The 20,360-nt window shown below is 47.0% G+C and carries 16 protein-coding genes; all 16 read right to left on the reverse strand.

From position 1 onward, the window contains the following. Positions 1-68 precede the first annotated feature (68 nt). The 16 genes from ACJ8KE_RS10120 to ACJ8KE_RS10195 all read right to left on the reverse strand — a co-directional run bounded on the left by ACJ8KE_RS10120 (position 69) and on the right by ACJ8KE_RS10195 (position 20,161). Positions 69-1,394, reverse strand: coding sequence for a cellulase family glycosylhydrolase (locus tag ACJ8KE_RS10120; RefSeq protein ID WP_442517229.1), 1,326 nt, complete (start codon positions 1,392-1,394; stop codon positions 69-71). 92 nt (positions 1,395-1,486) lie between these two features. Next, positions 1,487-2,881 (reverse strand): undecaprenyl-phosphate glucose phosphotransferase, encoded by a 1,395-nt coding sequence (gene wcaJ, locus ACJ8KE_RS10125; RefSeq protein ID WP_115436702.1) that lies wholly within the window; start codon positions 2,879-2,881, stop codon positions 1,487-1,489. A gap of 128 nt (positions 2,882-3,009) precedes the next feature. Beyond that, the gene (cpsG, locus tag ACJ8KE_RS10130; protein ID WP_028127956.1) at positions 3,010-4,383 is read right to left on the reverse strand and encodes a phosphomannomutase CpsG; all 1,374 of its coding nucleotides are present in this window, start codon (positions 4,381-4,383) and stop codon (positions 3,010-3,012) included. 63 nt (positions 4,384-4,446) lie between these two features. Further along, positions 4,447-5,862, reverse strand: coding sequence for a mannose-1-phosphate guanylyltransferase/mannose-6-phosphate isomerase (locus ACJ8KE_RS10135; RefSeq protein WP_028127955.1), 1,416 nt, complete (start codon positions 5,860-5,862; stop codon positions 4,447-4,449). Between the two features lie 70 nt (positions 5,863-5,932). After that, positions 5,933-6,997: a glycosyltransferase family 4 protein gene (locus ACJ8KE_RS10140; protein WP_049299818.1), complete on the reverse strand. Its 1,065-nt coding sequence runs from the start codon at positions 6,995-6,997 to the stop codon at positions 5,933-5,935. Then, positions 6,997-8,055, reverse strand: a complete 1,059-nt coding sequence (locus tag ACJ8KE_RS10145) for a glycosyltransferase family 4 protein (RefSeq protein WP_261105435.1) — start codon at positions 8,053-8,055, stop codon at positions 6,997-6,999. The genes ACJ8KE_RS10140 and ACJ8KE_RS10145 overlap by 1 nt, the downstream gene beginning before the upstream one ends. Positions 8,056-8,086: 31 nt before the next feature. After that, positions 8,087-9,421: an O-antigen ligase family protein gene (locus ACJ8KE_RS10150; RefSeq protein WP_016928424.1), complete on the reverse strand. Its 1,335-nt coding sequence runs from the start codon at positions 9,419-9,421 to the stop codon at positions 8,087-8,089. Further along, positions 9,421-10,560 carry a glycosyltransferase family 4 protein gene (locus ACJ8KE_RS10155; protein WP_049299856.1) on the reverse strand — a complete coding sequence of 380 codons (1,140 nt, stop codon included), beginning with the start codon at positions 10,558-10,560 and terminating at the stop codon, positions 9,421-9,423. Before ACJ8KE_RS10155 ends, ACJ8KE_RS10150 begins: the two co-directional genes overlap by 1 nt. A gap of 28 nt (positions 10,561-10,588) precedes the next feature. After that, complete coding sequence (locus ACJ8KE_RS10160; protein WP_306376698.1) at positions 10,589-11,605, reverse strand: hypothetical protein; 1,017 nt, start codon at positions 11,603-11,605, stop codon at positions 10,589-10,591. Between the two features lie 47 nt (positions 11,606-11,652). Continuing rightward, a complete protein-coding gene (locus ACJ8KE_RS10165; protein ID WP_071525944.1) occupies positions 11,653-12,159 on the reverse strand; it encodes an acyltransferase in 507 nt (168 codons plus the stop codon). Continuing rightward, positions 12,153-13,394, reverse strand: coding sequence for an oligosaccharide flippase family protein (locus tag ACJ8KE_RS10170; RefSeq protein ID WP_016928429.1), 1,242 nt, complete (start codon positions 13,392-13,394; stop codon positions 12,153-12,155). Before ACJ8KE_RS10170 ends, ACJ8KE_RS10165 begins: the two co-directional genes overlap by 7 nt. Beyond that, complete coding sequence (locus ACJ8KE_RS10175; RefSeq protein ID WP_016928430.1) at positions 13,395-15,635, reverse strand: N-acetylneuraminate synthase family protein; 2,241 nt, start codon at positions 15,633-15,635, stop codon at positions 13,395-13,397. It lies immediately after the preceding gene. Positions 15,636-15,638: 3 nt separating this feature from the next. After that, the gene (locus ACJ8KE_RS10180) at positions 15,639-16,328 is read right to left on the reverse strand and encodes an acylneuraminate cytidylyltransferase family protein (protein WP_016928431.1); all 690 of its coding nucleotides are present in this window, start codon (positions 16,326-16,328) and stop codon (positions 15,639-15,641) included. 87 nt (positions 16,329-16,415) lie between these two features. Next, the gene (wzc, locus tag ACJ8KE_RS10185) at positions 16,416-18,563 is read right to left on the reverse strand and encodes a tyrosine-protein kinase Wzc (RefSeq protein ID WP_028127952.1); all 2,148 of its coding nucleotides are present in this window, start codon (positions 18,561-18,563) and stop codon (positions 16,416-16,418) included. A 12-nt stretch (positions 18,564-18,575) separates the two neighbouring features. Further along, positions 18,576-19,010 carry an arsenate reductase/protein-tyrosine-phosphatase family protein gene (locus ACJ8KE_RS10190; RefSeq protein WP_016928433.1) on the reverse strand — a complete coding sequence of 145 codons (435 nt, stop codon included), beginning with the start codon at positions 19,008-19,010 and terminating at the stop codon, positions 18,576-18,578. A 14-nt stretch (positions 19,011-19,024) separates the two neighbouring features. Beyond that, entirely contained in the window at positions 19,025-20,161 is a 1,137-nt protein-coding gene (locus ACJ8KE_RS10195; protein WP_089184393.1) for a polysaccharide export protein, read from the reverse strand. Positions 20,162-20,360 lie beyond the last annotated feature (199 nt).

A 20,360-nucleotide genomic window follows, 5' to 3' on the forward strand; every position in this document is an offset into this window, starting at 1 on the left:
AAAAAAAAACCGCAAGCTTATTAAGCTTGCGGTTTTTTATTCACGGCGCGTACGGCGCTCTCGATAGCCTACCAAGGCGATGCTATAGGGGCACTGGAGCGCATCATTACCGGTACATCACCATCGGGTGCGGCCGTATTCCCCTGAACCTCTTTGAGCGGTGTGGCACTTTGGTTTTGCGGAGCTTCAGCAGACATAAAACTGCGCAGGCTTGAAGAAATGCCGCTTGCAGGTTGGCTCACCGGTTTTTCCTGCCAGAAAAGCATCGCATGCTGATTATTGCCTTTCAGGGCTATGGAGATTTTCCCGCCCGGCAGCACTTGATATTTTTCGACGGAATAGGATCGCGCAACATCTGCCACCTGACTTAAAGCCAGCATCGACGGCTTCGGTTGGCCGTTCCGCGTCAGCAGCCCAAATCGATGTTCGTTGATTTTCGGGTTGTCGCCATCATCGAGCAAATCGTACCACCATACCCCCTTAATAAAGGGACGCGATTTGGCCAGGAAGGTATATTTCACCACATATTGCGCGGCCACATCTTTTGATAACCCGCCTTTACCGTCATAGGTTGGCACGCCAATTTCCGTGATATAAATCGGCACCGTCTTACCTGCTGCCTTTGCAAGCCGGGCCTCAAATTTATCCACGACGCCGAGGTTCCCCTCAGGGGCCCGTATAGCGTAATTATCGTTGCCATACGAGTAAGGGTGGATAGAGAAGCCATCAACGTAATTCAACACGCCGAGTTTAACGATGTTATCAACCCAGGAAGGATCGCGAGTGCCTGTTGGGTTAGCCGTTCCCGTAATGACAATTGCGTTGGGATCGGCTTTTCTCACCGCAGCCGCCGTTGCTTTCACCAGCGCGACGAAAACTTCCGGCGGCGGAGACGTCCGCGGCTTTGGCTTAATTGCAGTGGCATTCGTCCATTCGTTCCAGATCTCGTAATACTTGATCTTGCCCTTGTATTTAGACGCTGTCCAATACGCATAATTGGCGAATGCCTGAATGGCCTCAGGGGTGGTTGGATAACCCGATGGATCGTAAAGCTTGTTACCGTACGCCAATACTAATAACCCATTCAGACCGAATTTCGCCTGAGCATCGTTAAACGCTTGGTCAGCCTTTTGCATATTGCCGGTTATGACATACTGCCCTTTTTGCTGTTCCAACCCGCTCCAGGGAAAATCCGCACGATACGACGTGAAACCGTATCGCTTGATCAGCTCCAAATATTTATCCGGATCGTTGGGATACCAGCGAAAATGCGCATGCACCCCGACTTCGAAAGCCAACGCATTCGCACTGATGAACATCAGCGGCAATGCGAGAGCCAGCGATGCGGCGGGTCCCTGGCGACGCATCCGTTTACGGCTTGATTTAGTCAACATCTGACCTCCAGTTTTAAAAGAAAAATGAATCGTCTCAATACCCCAGAGATCAGGAAATCCGCATTTCCCGGGCGCGACGCTCGGAGAAAACCTCAGTACGCCGCTTTATTAATGAATCCTTTGAAAATGGTCAGGAAGACGATTTTAATGTCCAACCAAACGCTCCAGTTACGGATATAGTCCAAATCGAACTCAACGCGCTTTTGCATTTTTTCCAACGTATCCGTCTCGCCACGCCAACCATTGATTTGGGCCCATCCCGTAATGCCTGGCTTCATTTTATGGCGCAGCATATAGCCGTTGATCAACTTTCTATACTGCTCATTATGTGCCACGGCATGCGGCCTTGGACCTACGATCGACATGTCGCCTTTCAATACATTGACAAACTGCGGCAGTTCATCCAGCGAGGTGCGTCGCAAGAAGGCGCCGACCGGTGTTAAACGCGAGTCCCCTTTTTTCGCTTGAACGACTTTATCGCCATCTTCCATCACGGTCATCGAACGGAACTTCCATACCTCGATAGCCTTACCATCCATGCCATAACGCCTTTGTTTGAAGATGATCGGGCCGGTAGAGGTAAACTTAACCATACCGGCGATCAGCAACAGAACCGGAGATATGAACAGCAGAATAAATATTGACAGAATGATGTCTTCAATACGCTTAATCACCTGATTAATCCCGCTCATCGGGGTATCAAACAATGAAACGACAGGGACGCCATTAATTTCTTCAGAACGCGACTGTAATATATTGAACGTAAAGATATCAGGAATCAGCATCACTGAGCAGGTCGTATCAGAAAGATCCGCAATCGTATCTTTGATCAATTTTTCCTGCTCCATCGACATTGCGATATATACCCGATCAATACGCCCACATTTTGCATCGCTGACGAGTTGAGACAAGTCGCCACAGCGCTCAATCTTGCTGTTCAATGGAGAATTATCATTGTCGTAAATGCCCAACACTTTAAATCCCATCCAGTGAGCATCATGCAAAGACTCTGCCAGGCGAATGCCGACGGGCATCGCCCCCATGATGGCCACATTACGGGTATTGAAACCAATATTGCGCATGTATCCCAAGAGCAGCCGGATCACGCTGCGCGTAATGATCAAACCGCAGCACACCAACAGATACCATTGGATATAAATGGAATATTCGTTGTTGAACACATTTATCAACGCCACCGTACCCGACGTCAACAGCAGGCTCAACGACCAGTTTTGCAAAATGAGCTGGATTTCCAGACCCGCACGCACACCACGCCATGATCGATAAAAATCAGTAATACCACCAATCATTTGGAAGATGACGATCGAAATTAATACCATAATCCAGTGCTGCATGCTGAATGCGGCACCGGAGATTAAGCAGGATAAGTACAATCCGCTAAAGATAACGAAAATATCAGAGAAGCGCTGAAGCATTGAAGTAAGAGACGCATTAGTATGCAACACACCCCGACGGAAACCGTTCATAGATAACTGCCTATTAACTATCATAGTATAGATGCCTTTTGTTAGTTTTCTCTGGTACCTATATCACTTCGCAATGCTGGGCCGTATACCGCCCGCCCAGCATTAGAATATAGCTTTAAAACCAGAGATCAGCTTCGAAGCAAGGCCAGTATTTCCTCTGTTTTCTTCTGCATCAGTGCAGGATTGGCTCGCGACTCGACGTTCAAACGCACCACCGGCTCAGTATTCGAGCTGCGTAAATTAAATCGCCAATCTGCAAATTCCAGACTAATGCCATCGGTCGTGTCAAATTCCAGCGCCGTAGGCCGATAGCGATTTAATACTCTTTCGATCGCGGCTTTTGGATTTTGCAGTTTGCTATTAATTTCACCCGATGCTGGATACGCGATCATACGATCCCCGACCAACTCCCCGAGCGTCTTGTTTTTAATGCACAGCAACTCCGCAACCAACAGCCATGGGATCATGCCGCTATCGCAATATGAAAAGTCGCGGAAGTAATGGTGGGCACTCATCTCGCCGCCGTATACGGCGTCTTCCAGGCGCATACGTTCTTTAATGAATGCATGGCCAGTTTTCGACATCACCGGCACTCCGCCCGCCTGCTTGACCACATCAATGGTGTTCCAGCTCAAGCGTGGGTCATGGATGATTTTCGCCCCGCCGTCTTTCTCCAGAAACGCCTCGGCCAGCAGGCCAACGATATAGTAACCTTCAATGAATCCACCGTTCTCATCGAACAAGAAGCAGCGATCGAAATCACCGTCAAACGCGATCCCCATATCCGCCTTATACTGGCGCACGGCTTGCGCCGTATCTTCCCGACATTCCGGCAGCAACGGGTTAGGGATCCCGTTGGGGAAATTGCCGTCAGGCTGGTGATGAACCTTGATAAACTCAACCGGCACCTGAAGCTGCTTGAAACGCGATTCGATAGCATCGATGACGTGACCGGCCGCGCCGTTACCGGAGTTGACCACCAGCTTCAACGGTTTGAAGTTAGCCGTATTCACATAGCCCAGCAGATGATCCACATACTCTTTTTCAATCGATATTTTTTCGTAGCTACCGCGCTTGGCCGGATCAACCGCAGCGAAGCTGTTATTTTCCGCCAGGCGCTGAATATCGCGCAAACCGGTATCACCGCTGATCGGCTTGGCTTGGCTGCGCACCAGCTTCATTCCATTGTAATTCATAGGATTATGGCTGGCCGTCACTTCGATGCCACCATCGAGACCTAAGTGGAAAGTGGCAAAATAGATTTCTTCAGTCCCACTGACGCCAATATCCAGAACATTAACCCCAGCATCGCGTAGCCCCTCAGCCAACGCGAGTTTTAGTTCCTCGCTGGTCAAACGAATGTCTCCCCCGACGACAACGCTTTGAGGTTGCAAAAACTCTCCATAGGCACGGCCGACACGATAGGCGATATCGCTGTTCAGTTCTTCACCTAGTTGCCCGCGAATGTCGTATGCTTTGAAACAAGTCAATGATTGAGACATATTGAGATCCTTACCAAATGTAAATACAGCGATGCGGCTCAAATATCCGCCGCACCAAAATTCTTAATTATGCTGAGCGGAATCGCCGATTCGCACGATATCGTCCTCGCCCAAATAGGCACCCGATTGAATCTCAATCAAATCCAACGGGATTTTTCCCGGGTTTTCGAGAGAATGTTCAACCCCAAGAGGGATATAAATGGATTCGTTTTCACTGATGAGTTGCATTTTTCCATTGGTATGCACTTTGGCGGTGCCTGACACCACTACCCAGTGTTCCGAGCGATGATGATGCATCTGCAAGGACAATTTCTCACCAGGCTTCACGGTAATGCGGCGAACCTGGAAGCGATCGCCTTGCGCAATCGCATCATGTTTGCCCCATGGACGATAAACCTCACGGTGCTGTTTGCTTTCGGAGCGCTTTTGCCGTTTCAGCTGATTGACGATTTCCTTCACGTCTTGCACTTTATCTTTATCGGCAATCAACACGGCGTCTTTGGTTTCAACCACAACCAGATTGTTCACCCCAACAGCGGCCACCAATTTATGCTCCGCGCGAATGTAGTTATTTGAACAGTTATGCTCAAGAACATCACCGAAAGTAGAGTTCCCTTTTGTGTCTTTTTCGCTGATTTCCCACAACGCAGACCATGATCCGACGTCATTCCACCCCGCGTCCAGAGGCACGACGACAGCATCTGCAGTCTGTTCCATCACGGCATAATCGACAGACTCATCCGGGCAGGCGATGAAAGCGTTTCGATCAACGCGGATAAAGTCCATATCAGGGGTCAGATGCGCGAGCGACAGCTTACACGCGTCCAAAATATCTGGGCGGAAGCGCCCCAATTCTTCCAGGTAACGGCTGGCTTTGAACAAGAACATACCGCTATTCCAGAGATATTCACCGCTGGTCAGATACTGCTGCGCAGTATCAAGATCAGGTTTTTCAACGAACCGCGAAACGCCGCAAATACTGGAACCGTCGATGCTGGTACCTTTTTGAATATACCCATAGCCCGTTTCCGGGCCCGTCGGTACTATGCCGAAAGTAGCCAGTTTACCCGCTTCAGCATAAGGAATAGCCTGATTCACCGCGTCGCGGAAAATCTCTTCGTCCTGAATGACGTGATCCGCGGCCAATACCAACATCAGCGGATCGTCACCGCTGGAAACGGCCTGCAAAGCGGCGAGCGCAATTGCCGGCGCGGTATTACGCCCTACCGGCTCCAGAATAATATTATGTGACAAACGCGTTATTTGTCGTAGCTGTTCAGCCACGATAAAACGATGCTCTTCGTTACATATAACAAGAGGATCAATAATGTCTAACCCTTTAAGCCGCATGACCGTTGTTTGCAACATGGAAAACTCGTTGCACAGTGCTAAAAACTGTTTGGGAAATAATTCACGAGAAAGCGGCCACAGGCGACTTCCTGTTCCCCCAGCCATAATAACAGGATAAAGGTTACTCATTTTTACTCTCACCGATTAAATATAATAGGAAAAAAATTTATTTTCATTCCAAAAAACGTGGATGTATCGATTATCTGTAAAGACGGTAGGTATTGGATACCATTTTTTCTGAAGTGAAATTAGCATTGTAGAAATCGACACAGTCTGCTTTCATTGCACCCCAATCGCGCTTGTCGCGAGTACTCAGTATTTCAGCGGCCTCATCAGCTGCATTGGTCGTAAACAGATAGCCCGTAACACCTTCATTCACCACCTCCGGCAATGAACTGCAGCGGCTGGCGACCACAGGCAATCCATAGCTCTCTGCCTCAACGGCGACAAGGCCGAACGATTCCCAGCGGCTTGGCATCAACAACACATCCGCATAAGTGAAATAAGGAGCCATCGCTGAAGGCGTCAACCAGCCTTTAAAGTCCATTCGGACATGAGGCGCGGGTTGTTCTTTCGCATGCACATTGCCGCCGACGATCGTGATTAAAAATCTGTCATCCAGTTTATCGGCAATCTGCTGAACCAAATCAAATCCTTTTTGGTAATCAAAGCGGCCAACAAACAATATATTGATTTTATCTTGATGATAAGGGTTAGTCTCATCGGACAACGCGACAGGAGGCTCTACGCCGTTATAAACCACGGTCAAATTACCCGGATCCATTCCGGCCATCAGTGCCGTTCTTTTCTCATATTCGCTGGTACAGATGATCACATCGGTATTCTTTTGCAGTACTTTCTCTATCTTGGCATAGACCTTTTTTTTCTTTTCTGATGTGTCCATCAGGAAAGAAAAAGCATGTGGGCAATAAATAATTTTGGGTTTGCACGTCATTCTTACCAATGGCGTTAACAACCGGCAAACAACCCCTGCAAAAGTACTGTGGACGTGAATGACATCCGGTTTTTCTTTACGCACTAACTGGATATAGTTAATAGCCAAAGAGATAAATGAAGGGATATTTCTCCCGGTGCGCGAAAATACCTTCATTTTTTCATCAGGGAAAGCCCCGATCTCGCGGTATTGGCTATCGGGCAACACACAGTAAAAATCAAATTCATCATTTTGCTGTACAAGTTGTCTAATTACCGTAGCGACGCCACCTTTCACTGTTTCGGCAACATGCAGCACTTTTTTTTTCATTACATAGCTCTCGTCATTATCTCGCTCAACGCTGCAGCCGAACGCATCCAATCGAAACGTTTGACATTCTCAAAACCCTCAGCGATTAAAGTTTGGCGCAACGCTTCATCCTGTATAATCCGCTCCAGTGCCTGTTGCATTTCCGGGATATTCTCTGGCTCAAAGTACAATGCACTCTGCAACAACACCTCGGGCAAAGAAGCGCGATTGGACGATACTACCGCGCAGCCACAGGCCTGTGCTTCTAACGGAGGAATGCCAAACCCTTCATATAAAGAAGGAAACACAAAGGCACGAGCATGAGAATAGAGTTCGACAAGCTGTTGATCGCTCACCCGCCCCAAAAACTGTATGTTATCGTTCGCCGCACCTTCTTTTGTCGAAAACCCCACATCCGCGAAGTTCTTATTGGCGGCTCCAATGATTTTCAGTGTTACATCCTGGCTGCTTGCCATTTTAGAGAAAGCGGCAATCAGACCATGAAAGTTTTTGTGATAATTTGGAGACGAAACAGCCAATAAATAGGGGCGCTCTGTATCGGATACTGGCGCAGCAGGTTTAAACTGCTCAGAGACCGCATTATAGATTACGTAAATATTGTTTAATGGGTAGTCAAACGCCTGGCTAATTTCTTTTTTAGAAAACTCACTAACCGTGATCAACGCCTTACTGTGACGTAGCATCAGAGGGACTAGATTATTATAAACAAAACGAAATTTTGCAGAGTAACTTTGCGGATAGCGTTTATATATAATGTCGTGATGAGTAACAATTTTATTACGATAAAAGATCGGTGCCGTATTACAAAGGTTAATGAGAAGCGGACTTTTCTTTTTCCTTAAAAAAGCAGGAAGCTCCAACTGCTCCCAAAAGTGGCCACTTTTCTTACCCACTACCTGAACATTCAATTGCGACGCGATATCGTGATGAATAATATTAGGTGGCGATACAAAAATGACATCATGCCTAATTTTACTCAGCGCAAGACATATTTCTTGAGCAAACCGCTGAACACCTGTCAAATCCTGCGTTAAAAATCGCGCATTGACATAGATCATTAATTACCTCGTAACTTTAAATAATATCGCGTCAATGTAGCGATTGAATATAGCCTACATTCTTCTTTGACCGACTCACGGCCCCCGTCTCGGGCGTTCTAATCGACAATAACAAGATTGAGATAATAATTGGGAATATGTAGCCTGGATAGTTTGTCAACGGGTTATTATAAACAAAGTTCATCGATAGCGAGATCATCCAGTATAGGTAAATACTGGGGTTAAGGCCAAGACGAGTACGTTGATAAAGAATGCCAAGAATAACCGACGCAACGATAACAAGAATAATGATGCCGACATTCCCGTAATTCGACAACATGTAGATATACATACTGTCAAGCGGGATTGAGTTCGTATTGTCATCACCAATCACTGCGTTGCCATTCACAGCATACCCAGCACCGATAAATGGCGAATATTCACTGTCAGCTCGCACGGCCTCTATATTGACTGTACGAAGTAAAATGCTGTTCTCCGCGTAAGCATTCTCCTTCGGAAATATCATCTCATAAATACTGTAATTGGTTGTCGTAATATAAAAGAACAGTGACAAGACCATCGTTACCATGGTAACTGAGTTCAGGCTAAAACGTTGAGAGAAAAAGCGTCTCAACATCAGGAACATGATATAAAGCAGCGCCATAATGATCGCCGTTTTCGATGTTGAAAATGCGATCCCTACCATAGTGAGAAGAATATACTTTTTGCGATGTTTTACGCTTACATAAGGCGATAACACCAGTGCAAAGAACAGATATTCACTGAGGCTGAATGGCCCGGTGAGCAAACCAAAAGCACGTAATTGACCTTGGATAGTGCGCAGCAGAAGACCATATTCTTTACCAAACTGTGTCAACTGCGGGCCTGGGTCAAAACCGATTAGCGCATAAAGCAGGCCTGCCAAGCTGGATTCGGCGACTGCAAAAAGCGCATTCAATACGGCAAAGAAAATATAGTACTTGATGATTTTATTAACAATTTCGACACGTTCATTATATTCGAAAAGAAGTAAAACAGCCGCGAAGAAAAAAGAACCGAATGTAAGCAACTCTAAGCGAAACTGAACTATAGAACGGAAGAAATCAAATCTTCCGGCAATCATACTAAAAAGAATATAAACTAACGAGAAGACTACCATTGACAAGAAAAAGACCAATACGCTTCTACACTGTTTTGACACGGTAGGATTACGCGCAAAAAGTAGTATTAGTACGAAAACTGGAACTGCCATGGCAAAAAAGTCTTTATATAACAAAAGTGCCCTGGTCGACATATACGCAGCGACGGTCACGACGCCGTTCAATGAGAGCAATGCCATGTACGTCAGCAAAAGAAAAACAACCAGCGACTTTGTCGATACTCTCATTATGACCCTCTATACACACTCTCATAGGCATCGGTTATTTTTTCCAGTTCAAAAAACGAACGACGCGATTTATTGTTATTTTCTCTAACGACGCTTACCACACTAGCGACAGAAAAATCTTTTAGCTCGAAAATGTTGTCGTAAAAAGCGGCGATTTCAGCCACTCCACCATTGAAAGACGTATACACAACCTTACCAGAGATGGCTGATTCCGCAACTGTCCGCCCAAAGGGTTCATTCCACCGCGTCGGTAGAACAACGGCGTCAATCTGCGCCATAAACTCTTCAATCTTGATAAAGCCAAGCAAATGAATGCCTGCTTCCAACGCCAACCCCTTCAACTTCTCGCCAGAAGCGTCACCGTTGAATCTGCCGGCGGCGTAGAATGCAACCTGGGGATCGCCGCTGGCCTGTTTTGCCAGAGCACAAAACTCATCAAACCCTTTGTCTTCGGTGAGACGACCGACAAAACCGATCCTGACCTTTTCGCTGACGGTCGGTACGTAGTCTATCGCCGCGACAGGGTTGTAGATATGCGTATGCACCGCGTTGCGAGCAAATCCATTTCCCTGATGCAAGGCGGAAATATATTTACTTATACCAACAAAAGCATCCACGCGCTGACTGGCTTTTTTCTTTAGATAAGAGGTGATGCGCACTGCAGGCGACTGTACATCCATATTTTGGCCATGTTTAAACAACGTGCCATTGGGGTGGAATAGATAATAATCGCGAGTCGTATGCACCACGCGCGCCCCCAACTTCTTGGCCACTCGCCACGCAGCAACGGAAAACCCGCTGAGGTTGTTGGTATGCACCACATCCGGAGAAAACTTGCGTAGCTCGTTGCGCATGGCTCGAGCCATAAATGGATTATAAGAATCGAGTAGGTGCCACACCGCTTTTTTTAATTTGCTTGCAGCTGATGCCTTGAACGGCCAGTACACATTCTTGAGAGGTAAATAGGCAATATGCACGCCATTAAGAGTGTCATACTTTACCTCATCAAGTTCATGAAGACAAAATACACCAACCTCATGCCCGGCCCGTTGCAAACTTTCAGCCAATAGTTGGACTGATACCTCAGCACCACCTATTTTATAAGGAGCATAAAGCGTGTTAATTAAAGCAATCTTCATTCCCATCACCAAAATATAATTTATAAGATTAAAGTTTGTTTTTAATCAGCGTAATGTCCGCGTTTTCATAACTCTCATAGTTTTTATAAATTGCGCCGACGAATCCGACCCACTCTGGCGACAAAACTTTCTCATCGAGAACATAAGCGGTTATTTTTATTTTTTCATCGTATATCTTTACAAGATTATCATACAATGATGAATAAAAACCGGCTATAGACCTGACGTTCTCCCCAGCCACAATCGGATAAACCTCAAAGGGAAAGTCCAAGCGACGAACCTCTACATGCTTTCTGATTTCCTCTATTTTCTCTTCACGTTCGCGGCGATGAGGAATATAAACCAGTTCGGCATCAGTCTGGTTTGACTTTAAATCGCTTATCATTTTAAGCGTCAAATCAATATCATCAACAGACGTTACCCCCGCCTCAAAAAGCGGCGTGCCTATAATGAAGACTCTGTTCTTGCCATCAGGAAGGCTGGCCAGTTTAGCCTTAAAGTTTTGGTAACTGTGTTTAATGACCACATCGCGTTTTGAAACATTGCCTTCAATGTCATACACAGAGAAAAAGGTTATTTTTTCGCGCTCATTATTGATCATGCCAAGTGACTTAAGGAAAACCGACTTTACGATGCTCCGAGTAGTGACATTATTGTAACGTTTAATTCTGAGCGTTGCCGTACCGTCATCCAGTAGAACTACATCCCTTTTTGGGTACTTATGCGCCAAAATCCAAAAAACTCTGGCGCGGTACTCACCGGCGATCAAAGTGACAGTTTCCTTCGCACTCACTACTGAAGTCGCGCTCTTCAATTGCCGCTTAATGTCAAAAGCATTGCCCAAATTCCCCTCAGCATCAATGGTTTTCAAGGAGCGATGCTTAATCATCTTCAGCAGATACACGATCTGCCCATGATTCAACGCGGAATTGGCCGAGCGCTTATTGACAATCAGCAGATCGAGCATGATGTCATTCGCATCAAGATATTCAATGAGATTAAAAGCCTGAAGCGGTGACTCGATATACGCAATGTACTTACTCATATTTCTAATATCCGATTAAGCTACGGGCATGAATGTTTAGTTGCCGTTCAATGGAATTTGCCTTCAGCTTTAAGCTGCAGATAATGAGCAACATCACGTTGCGAAAAGGGTTTGGCAGGATGGCCACCGGCTATAGCGTAAGGCTCTATATTTTTAACCACCACGCTGCCGGCTTGGATAATCGCCCCCTCACCAATGCTGACGCCAGGAAGAACAATGACATTGATTCCTAACCACACATTATCTCCTATGTGCGTGTCCTTCAGCACATAAGTATTATCGTAGGGAATAGCGTTTCCATGATGATTATGATTTTCTGTAATTAGCACGCAGCCAAAACCACAATGGAAATTATCACCAATAACAACCCTGCCCTTGCCGACCACCGTCAAGCCATTAGAGTTGAAGTTGTTGCCAAGCCGGGTTTTGTTATTAACCACAGTTAAAAAATTGACTTTCGGATCGCGGCCGCAGCTTTCAGCCACTCTGATAACTTTTGAGCGATAACGCTGCTTACGTAAGTTTCGCAACCATCGTTTAAGACTTGCTAGCATCTTTTCCTCTCAATGCCGATCTGTCGCTTGCCACAATAAAAAGTCACTGCACATGCATAAAAACTGGAAATTGCATAAACCAGGCAGAAATACTCAACTTTTATTTCCGTCATGGTGATGACAAAGATACCAATCAAATGCGTAATCATCGAGCCCATAGTAATAATCGATATTAATTTATTTTTACGATAGTAAAACAGTGAGTGCGTAAAAATATAATAAATCGATAAAAATGCAGTTCCAGGCAAAAGTATGTTGAAGTAATAAATTGCGCTATTGAATTCAGCATTAAATAAATATGGAAAAGCAAACGGCAGAATAAAGAAATAAATAACACATGAGACAATAACCAGAGCCGTGTATCCATATTGAATAAGCTCCACGCCTCGAAAATCGTTCGCTTTAAGTTTGCGGTAAATAAATGGCTGGAACGCCTGATTGATTACACCAAAAAAAAGCATAACGATGGAGGTTAGCTGGAATGCCAAGCCATAAACCCCCACAACAGCAGTGCTCATGTAATGAGCGATAAAGAAACGATCTACCGATGACTTAATCCAATAACTACCGTGATGCGGTAATAAGGATACTCCATAGCTAATGATTTCCTTATAACGTTTACGCGACGGCTCGAGCTCGCTGCGTTTAACCGCTCTCTTCCGGTAGACAAAGAACTCATAGGCTAACTGAATGCTGAAAAATGATGCCGCGATCGCTATCAAACGTTGTCCTGGCGTCGCCGCTATCATTTCAAAAAGGGCGATCGTGAACAAAACATTGAATGCGGAAAGCAAAAATTGACCGATAGCCGCAACTTTATAGGTCTGACTAATGCGCAAATGCGATAAATTGATAAAGTTCAGCGCTTGTGCCAGAGACGCTAAAACAACCAGAAAACCATCACTGAAAGAAACTGAGATCTTGGTGACCAGTGTGACTATGTAGAATATAGCCACCAATAGCACGCTCGACGCGACAGCCAAGGTGATGTTATCTCTGCGGAACACCAGGGAGCTCCCTTCCCCCTCCTGCATATATTTGACCGGCAACAGACCTTGACCACTGAACGAAATGAAAATGATCAAGATCTGAATAACGGACAAATACAGAGTCAGCGCGCCGTACCCCGACGCGCCAAGGTGTGCTGTCAAATAAGGCAATATGATGAAGCCGATGACTTTGCCGAGAATATCCCCTATCGACAAAGCCGCAGCCCCCATAATGGCTTTACTCATTTACAGATACTTTTCCAGGAAGTTAAGCGCATGCCAGAACCCTTCCCCTTGGTTTTTGTGCCCCTGCCACACTTCCGGAATAAATTGCGCGCCCGGCGCATAGCGGCGCAGATCATCCGCCAGCTCGTCAAAGTTCACATCACCTTTACCGATCTGAACCCCTTCACCATCCACACCCAGTGCATCAACAATATGCATGTGCGCGGTATAAGGGCCGACTTTCTGGGTGAAGTCATGAAGATCCCATTGGTAATAATTGCAAGCCATCATGGAGTGCGACGTATCATAGCAAATACGATAGCCGTATTTTTCACAGAACGCTTTAATCTCGTCCGGATCGACAAAGAGGTTGTGGTAGCTCTGGCCACCAAAGTGCCATGGGAATGGAGGCATCGTTTGGATGATAATTTCAACGCCTTCTTGATTGATCTCCCCCAAAGCGGCACCAATACGTTCGTACATCGCCTGACGCGACTCTTTCGGCAAGAAACCGGTGGTATTGAAACCACCCGCATTCACCACGATGACCGGACGCTCAGTTTTCGGGAAATACTGCTTTAATGCGCGAGTCACATCACAGACACGCTGCAACTGTTTGATCGAATGGGCAAGATAAGCAGGATCATCCGTTGCCAAGTCCAAAATATGATCGTTGGCGAACAACTCTGGGCTATGTACCGCAAAACCGATATCTTCAGCGCCGGAGAAGAATTCGGTCAAATCCAGCTCCATGTCCTGATAGCTCAGGTGGAATTCGACGAAATCCAGGTTGGATTTATTCTTCAGCTTGCCGTAATCGTGATAGCGCACAGGAATGCCGAACGGACGATTGAAGTCATAGTCCTTAGCCTCTATCGCTACATCATTCAGATCTGACTCGTAGAAGTAACCGCCTTTTTCGTGGTCACGATTGGCTTTCTTGCCGACCAATTGCTCCAGATACAGAGGCTGCAGCCCCTGGCCCGGGCTCTTCACCTCTACCATCTCGCGGGTAATGATTTCGCCTTTTTTCAGATCGCGATTGATAATCAAACTCTTCGCCAGAGTCTCGCGATTGATCATTTCCCCTTGGGTGATAGTACGCTCGCCGGCATTGCCCATGGACTCTTCAACTTCGCGGATGCGCACAACCATCTCTTTGAACTCAGGTGGTAAAAGAGACACTTTATGGTCATTGCCTTCCATAGATTTGTCGATGGTGAAGTGTTTCTCGATCACGCGTGCGCCCAAGGCAGTAACGGCGATCGGCACGGAAATACCGCGCTCATGGCCGGAATAGCCCACCAGGCAACCCGTTACCTGCTGCAGACGCTTGATATAGGCCAGGTTGACGTCTTTAAACGGCGTCGGATACGTTGAGTTGCAATGCAGAATCACAAACTCGGCGCCTTTGGATTTCAAAAAATCAACCGAGCTTTTGATTTCCGCTTCGCTGCACATGCCGGTAGAACAAATCAGCGGTTTGCCTGTAGCAGCCAGCGCGGCCAACATTTCGTGGTTGGTGAAGTCGGCGGAAGCGACCTTATAACCTTCCATACCGTAGTTTTCCAGTATTTCAAGGCTCTTCAGATCCCAAGGGGTACAGAGCGGGGTCAACCCCTTCTCCTTGCAGTAATCGAACACTTCGATCAGTTCTTCATTGCTCAACTGGAATTTTCTTAGCAAATCCAGCGTGTACTGCGCGCCAAGATCGGCTGATTTGTCTTTATCGTTGCCGCCCTTATATAGCGAGCTCAGGTCACGCATTTGGAATTTAACGCAATCGGCCCCCGCGTCAACCGCCAGGTCAACCAGATGCTTAGCCAACTTGATGTCGCCATTATGGTTGTTGCCAATTTCAGCAATAATGTAAGTCGGCGAAGTTTCAGTGATGGTGTGCTTGCCGATCGTCAGGCCTTTTTCGCTTTGCAGCGCCACAGCGACCAGACGCCGATAGTCATCAACCAGCGGCAATACGTCAACGCCATTCGTAAACAGTGAGTCAATCTCGTTACGTGGCGCGTCCACTTTTTTATAGCGAACGTTCTGGTTCATCACTTCTGACATTTCGCGACTCAGATCGAAATCACCATTAGTGATCCAGCGGCGGAAATCACCGTCAGAAAAAGAGCCGCACAGCTTGCCGTCTTCAGTGACAACAAAAATGATTCGCTTTTTGTTCGAGTTGATTTTTTCTAATGCTTTAATGATTGATTCTGTTTCAAACACTAAAAAATCAGATATCTTTTTCTGGATTAACATGAATTATCTCCCACTCCAATTTTTCAAAATTACTTCAACAACCGCCCAATCCAGCAGGGTGTCAATTTCAAAGCTTTCCTCTTCAGACATCTTATGCGCAATGACTTTACCGCCAAGACGATTACCGGTGCTGAGGAGAATGTCACTTCTCGTAACGTAAATAGAACCGTTTTCTTTGAGTTTGATATTTTCAGGCTTAATATCTTGCCGACGCGGACGGTTTAAATAATCGTAATAAGCTTTCGGATTGTCTTCGTTTTCCCACAGGAAATGCCAAAACTCACATACACTCAGTAATGAATCGGCTTTTTTTTCGATAATCTTTTTGATTGCAGAATCAATCGCATCATCTTTACGTACAGGAGAGGTTGCCTGCAGCAAGACGGTATAGTCTGGATGGTAATTCTCATGTTCAGCCAACCATTCCAGGGTATGCAAAAGTGCAGGTTCCGTCGCGGCGGTATCGTTCGCGAGATGAGCTGGGCGCATGAACGGCACTTCTGCGCCATATTCCCTGGCTACAGCAGCAATATCCTCACAATCTGTTGAAACAATAACGCGCTCAATACTCGAAGAATTTAGTGCCTGCTCTATGCTCCAGGCAATTAATGGTTTACCTGCAATTTCTTTAATATTTTTCTTGGGAATACCCTTAGACCCACCCCTTGCCGGAATAATTGCAAGATTACTCATTTATTCTCTCCGAAATTGGATTTTACTAATTACTTTGAATGAATCAGAAAGCTCCTCATTACGAGGAGCTTTTTCTTAGAAGGGGATTTATTTATACTCGTAAGCGTAGTAGCCGTAGGCGCTACCCGATTTATTTTCTACGGCGTTAAGGATAATACCTTTAATTTCCATGCCGTTTTGCTCGAAGCGACGAATACTCACTTCGATCTCTTTCAGCGAGTTCACGCCATAACGCGCGACCAACAAGGTAGTGCCTACATTGCGTGCGACAATCGCGGCATCCGTCACCGCCAGGATCGGCGGGGTATCGACCAGAACGATGTCATACTCTTTGCCCGCCCATTCCAGGAATTCCGTCAGGCGGTTGTGCATCAACAGCTCTGACGGGTTCGGTGGGATCTTGCCACGCGAGATAAAGCTAAGATTCTCAATCGAGGTCTTTTTGACCGCTTGCTGCGCTGTCGCTTGTCCTGACAATACATCAGACAGCCCTACGCCCAATTCACAGTTTAACAGTGAGTGGGCGTAGCCTTTACGCATATCGGCGTCCACGACCAGAATACGTTGCCCCGCCTGAGCGATAACGGCTGCCAAGTTGATACTGACAAACGTTTTACCGATGCTTGGGCTGGCGCCCGAAATCATTAGAACGTTATTTTTGGCCTCCAAGGAGGCAAAATGCAGGCTGGTACGCAGGCTTCTAACGGCTTCGATCGCCAGATCGGCCGGATTGCCCACGGCAAGCAGGGTGTAACTCCTGTTGCTATTGCGCTTGCCGGACAGCATGGTTTCGCGGTCGCTTTTTTGCTGCCATTCAGAAAGCGGAATACTGGCGTAAACGTTGATCCCTTGCTGTTCCAGCTGTTCCGGGCTTTCGATGCCGCGATGCAGCATGGTTTTAAGCAATACAAAACCCGTCGAGAACAAGCCACCAAGCAACGTGACTATCAGTACGATAATGGTTTTTTGCGGTTTAACCGGACGAGGCTGCGTAACGGCAGGATCCACGATTCGCACGTTACCAACCGTGCTCGCTTTAGTAATCCCCAGCTCTTGCTGTTTATTCAGCAACTGCATGTAAATCTCTTGCCCGGCCTGCACATCACGGGTCAAGCGCAAAATTTCCTGCTGGGTTTTCGGCATGACGCTGACACGCTTGTTCAGCTTGTCTTTTTCTTGCTGCAGCGTAGCGCGTTTTTCCATCAGTGCACGATAAGCAGGGTGTTCTTTGGTATAAAGTTTGGAGATTTCCGCTTCTTTAAACGTTAGCTCATTCAGTTGAGCCTCAACCCCCACGATCGTATCAAGAACAGACTTCGCTTCAAGTGACAGATCGACAGAATCATTCGCCTGACGGAAACGGTTGAGCTTATCTTCGGCGCTATCCAGCGAGCTGCGAACTTCCGGCAGTTGTTCTTTCAAGAAATCCAGGCTTTTAGCGGCCTCTTCCGATTTACGCTCGACGTTCTGCAACAGATAATTTTTGCTGATGCTGTCAAGAATGTTTCGCACTAATATCGGATCGTCACCGGTCAAGCTCAACGCCAAAACGCCGGTATCTTTGCCTTTGTCTTCAACGGTCAATGCATCCAACAGATTATTGGTCGCAACCAGTCGCGCCAACTTGGCGACTTCAAATACGGTGCCGGGCTCCGCTGAAATATCGCTTACCAGCAAGGAAACCCCATGGCCGCTTTCCAGCGCACCGACTTTCCCTTTGATAATCTCGGTGCCGTTATTGCTCAACACATAGTTCTTTGCGTCGATCACCGTCAATTCCAGCTCAAGATCGTCTGAGTTGGCTGGCACATTGAGGCGGGACAACGCAATTTTGGCAGGTTCGGTTCCCGTCAAGCGGGCCCAGCCGCGACCAAATACCGGGAAGTATTTTTGCTGCACCACCGTTTCAAGGTTCAGATCATCGACAGTCTTGCCCGTCACCATGCGTGACTTTATCAGCTCGATCTCCGTGGAAGAGCCCGGTTGACTGTTCGGCAGCATTTGGGATAGGTCGTTGACCAACGAGTTACCGACGTTTTGTTCAACCTGAACCATCGCGTCAGCTTGATATATCGGAGTCGCGAACAGTGAATAAATGATCCCGGCAACAGAGAATAACGCAGTAATCCCGATGATGAGCCAGCGGTGATCAATTAAAGTTCCCAACAAGCGACTTAGATCAATCTCATCATGATTATTGGCTGTTGATAAGCCTGGTTTCGTATTATCAGTCATTGTAATCTCTGGTTAACGATTTAATGCCTGGGCCCATTTTTGGGCTGCATCATCAAGAAGGCGGTAAACAAACTCAAACGCTTCAGCGCTCTTTCTGTAGGGATCGGGAATTTCTTTCTGTCCCAACCAATGGGCGAAAAGCATGGTTTTGCCTCTGACCTCCGGAGCCAAACGGCAAACGGCATCGATATGCCCTTTCTCCATAACCAGAATCAATGAATATTCCCGGCACATTTCTTTCGTCAACTGTCTGGCTTCATGGCCCTCTAACGACAGCTGATGTTTTTCCGCAATGGAAATAGCGCTCTTGTCCGCAGTTTTGCCAACCAAGGCGCCGATGCCTGCGGAAGCGATCTCTTTTTCCGGCAGATGCCGCTTCAAGAGACGCTCCCCCGTGGGGGAGCGGCAAATATTACCTACGCAGACAACCAAGATAGAATCAAACATGGCTAACCCCCCTACTACGGCCAGTTGCGGATACGCAGTGAGCCTTCCGTGAGATTGTTGAAGCTATCGATGGTTGGTGCCAACTGAACGATCAGACGGTTCCAACGCGCGATTGGCGCTGCCGTCACGTAAACAATGTCATACGGTTGCAGATGGAATTCAGCCCCCATCACCAATGCTGTCGCATCGGACATATTGAGCTGATAAATATTAGCCAGCTTGTTGCCCTGCGTTCCGTGCAATGGCCGGATAACGAACACGCCGGTCGCATCGGCCGCAGCTTGGCTTATCCCTTGAGAATTCCCCAACGCTTCCGTCAACGTCATGCCGCTGCGATCCATTTTAAGCGTCGCAGGGGTCTTAACTTCACCCATAACAAACACTTTAAGATCGTCGTTGCGCGGAATATACAGAATATCCCCAGGATAAAGCAGGCGGTTTTGGGTCAGATCGCCATTCTGCATCAGCTTTTGCAGCGACAGACTCTGCTCTTTTCCATTGTGCGTGAGAACGATGTTGCGCCAGTCGGCATTTTCAGTCAGACCGCCTGCAGCGTTAATCGCATCCATCACAGTTAAAGGTACGTTGGTGATCGGCTGCTGTCCGGATTTGGTAACTTCGCCCGTCACGTAAGCTTTTTGCGAGCGGAAAGCGGCAATATTGACGTCAACCTGCGGGCTTTCGATGTACTGAGCCAAACGGGAGGCGATTTGATCGCGGATTTGGGTAACGGTTTTACCCACCACGTTTACCTTACCGATATAAGGATAGAAGATCGTGCCGTCGGAGTGTACCCAGTTGCCTGTGTCGCTGGCGCTGCGGTATTGCCCCGCAGGCGTGGTCAGCTCAGGGTGATCCCAGACGGTAACGTTAAGGACGTCGCCGATCCCGATCCGGTACTCATACGTACGCAACGATGCATCCAGCTGCGCATTCGACTGAGCAACCACCTGTGTCGGACGCATTGAGTCCAACAGCTTCGGTGTCATAGGGTAAATGTTGACCAGTTTATCGATATCGAAGTCAGCATCTTCTTGTTTTACGACGTCTTTTCCGCTGGTCGATAAATGGGTTCCAGGAAAAACAGTGCATCCACTGATTACGCTAATCGATATCAATAGTGATATCGCTTTCAATTGTCGTTTTGCCATCAAATTATCATCACTTTCAAGTAAATGTATCTGCAAAGCTACTATGCGCGCCAACCGTGGCAGCGTCTCTGTAACCTTATCAAACTGTCTGTCGCTTGCTGCGCCGTCTCAAAACATGGGCTCTGTTTGCAATTATCGAGAACGTTTATCTGCCGTTGATAAGAGCAAAGCTATTATGAGCAGGATAAATAAACTGTGA

Origin of the sequence: Serratia sp. CY56464 (genome assembly GCF_052168435.1) — a bacterium.
Classification (GTDB): domain Bacteria; phylum Pseudomonadota; class Gammaproteobacteria; order Enterobacterales; family Enterobacteriaceae; genus Serratia; species Serratia marcescens.

Excerpts from the sequence above, each read along its gene's own strand:
- ACJ8KE_RS10120 (WP_442517229.1), bottom strand. The coding sequence starts at position 1,394 with ATGTTGACTAAATCAAGCCGTAAACGGATGCGTCGCCAGGGACCCGCC.
- wcaJ (WP_115436702.1), bottom strand. The coding sequence starts at position 2,881 with ATGAACGGTTTCCGTCGGGGTGTGTTGCATACTAATGCGTCTCTTACT.
- cpsG (WP_028127956.1), bottom strand. The coding sequence starts at position 4,383 with ATGTCTCAATCATTGACTTGTTTCAAAGCATACGACATTCGCGGGCAA.
- ACJ8KE_RS10135 (WP_028127955.1), bottom strand. The coding sequence starts at position 5,862 with ATGAGTAACCTTTATCCTGTTATTATGGCTGGGGGAACAGGAAGTCGC.
- ACJ8KE_RS10140 (WP_049299818.1), bottom strand. The coding sequence starts at position 6,997 with ATGAAAAAAAAAGTGCTGCATGTTGCCGAAACAGTGAAAGGTGGCGTC.
- ACJ8KE_RS10145 (WP_261105435.1), bottom strand. The coding sequence starts at position 8,055 with ATGATCTATGTCAATGCGCGATTTTTAACGCAGGATTTGACAGGTGTT.
- ACJ8KE_RS10150 (WP_016928424.1), bottom strand. The coding sequence starts at position 9,421 with ATGAGAGTATCGACAAAGTCGCTGGTTGTTTTTCTTTTGCTGACGTAC.
- ACJ8KE_RS10155 (WP_049299856.1), bottom strand. The coding sequence starts at position 10,560 with ATGAAGATTGCTTTAATTAACACGCTTTATGCTCCTTATAAAATAGGT.
- ACJ8KE_RS10160 (WP_306376698.1), bottom strand. The coding sequence starts at position 11,605 with ATGAGTAAGTACATTGCGTATATCGAGTCACCGCTTCAGGCTTTTAAT.
- ACJ8KE_RS10165 (WP_071525944.1), bottom strand. The coding sequence starts at position 12,159 with ATGCTAGCAAGTCTTAAACGATGGTTGCGAAACTTACGTAAGCAGCGT.
- ACJ8KE_RS10170 (WP_016928429.1), bottom strand. The coding sequence starts at position 13,394 with ATGAGTAAAGCCATTATGGGGGCTGCGGCTTTGTCGATAGGGGATATT.
- ACJ8KE_RS10175 (WP_016928430.1), bottom strand. The coding sequence starts at position 15,635 with ATGTTAATCCAGAAAAAGATATCTGATTTTTTAGTGTTTGAAACAGAA.
- ACJ8KE_RS10180 (WP_016928431.1), bottom strand. The coding sequence starts at position 16,328 with ATGAGTAATCTTGCAATTATTCCGGCAAGGGGTGGGTCTAAGGGTATT.
- wzc (WP_028127952.1), bottom strand. The coding sequence starts at position 18,563 with ATGACTGATAATACGAAACCAGGCTTATCAACAGCCAATAATCATGAT.
- ACJ8KE_RS10190 (WP_016928433.1), bottom strand. The coding sequence starts at position 19,010 with ATGTTTGATTCTATCTTGGTTGTCTGCGTAGGTAATATTTGCCGCTCC.
- ACJ8KE_RS10195 (WP_089184393.1), bottom strand. The coding sequence starts at position 20,161 with ATGGCAAAACGACAATTGAAAGCGATATCACTATTGATATCGATTAGC.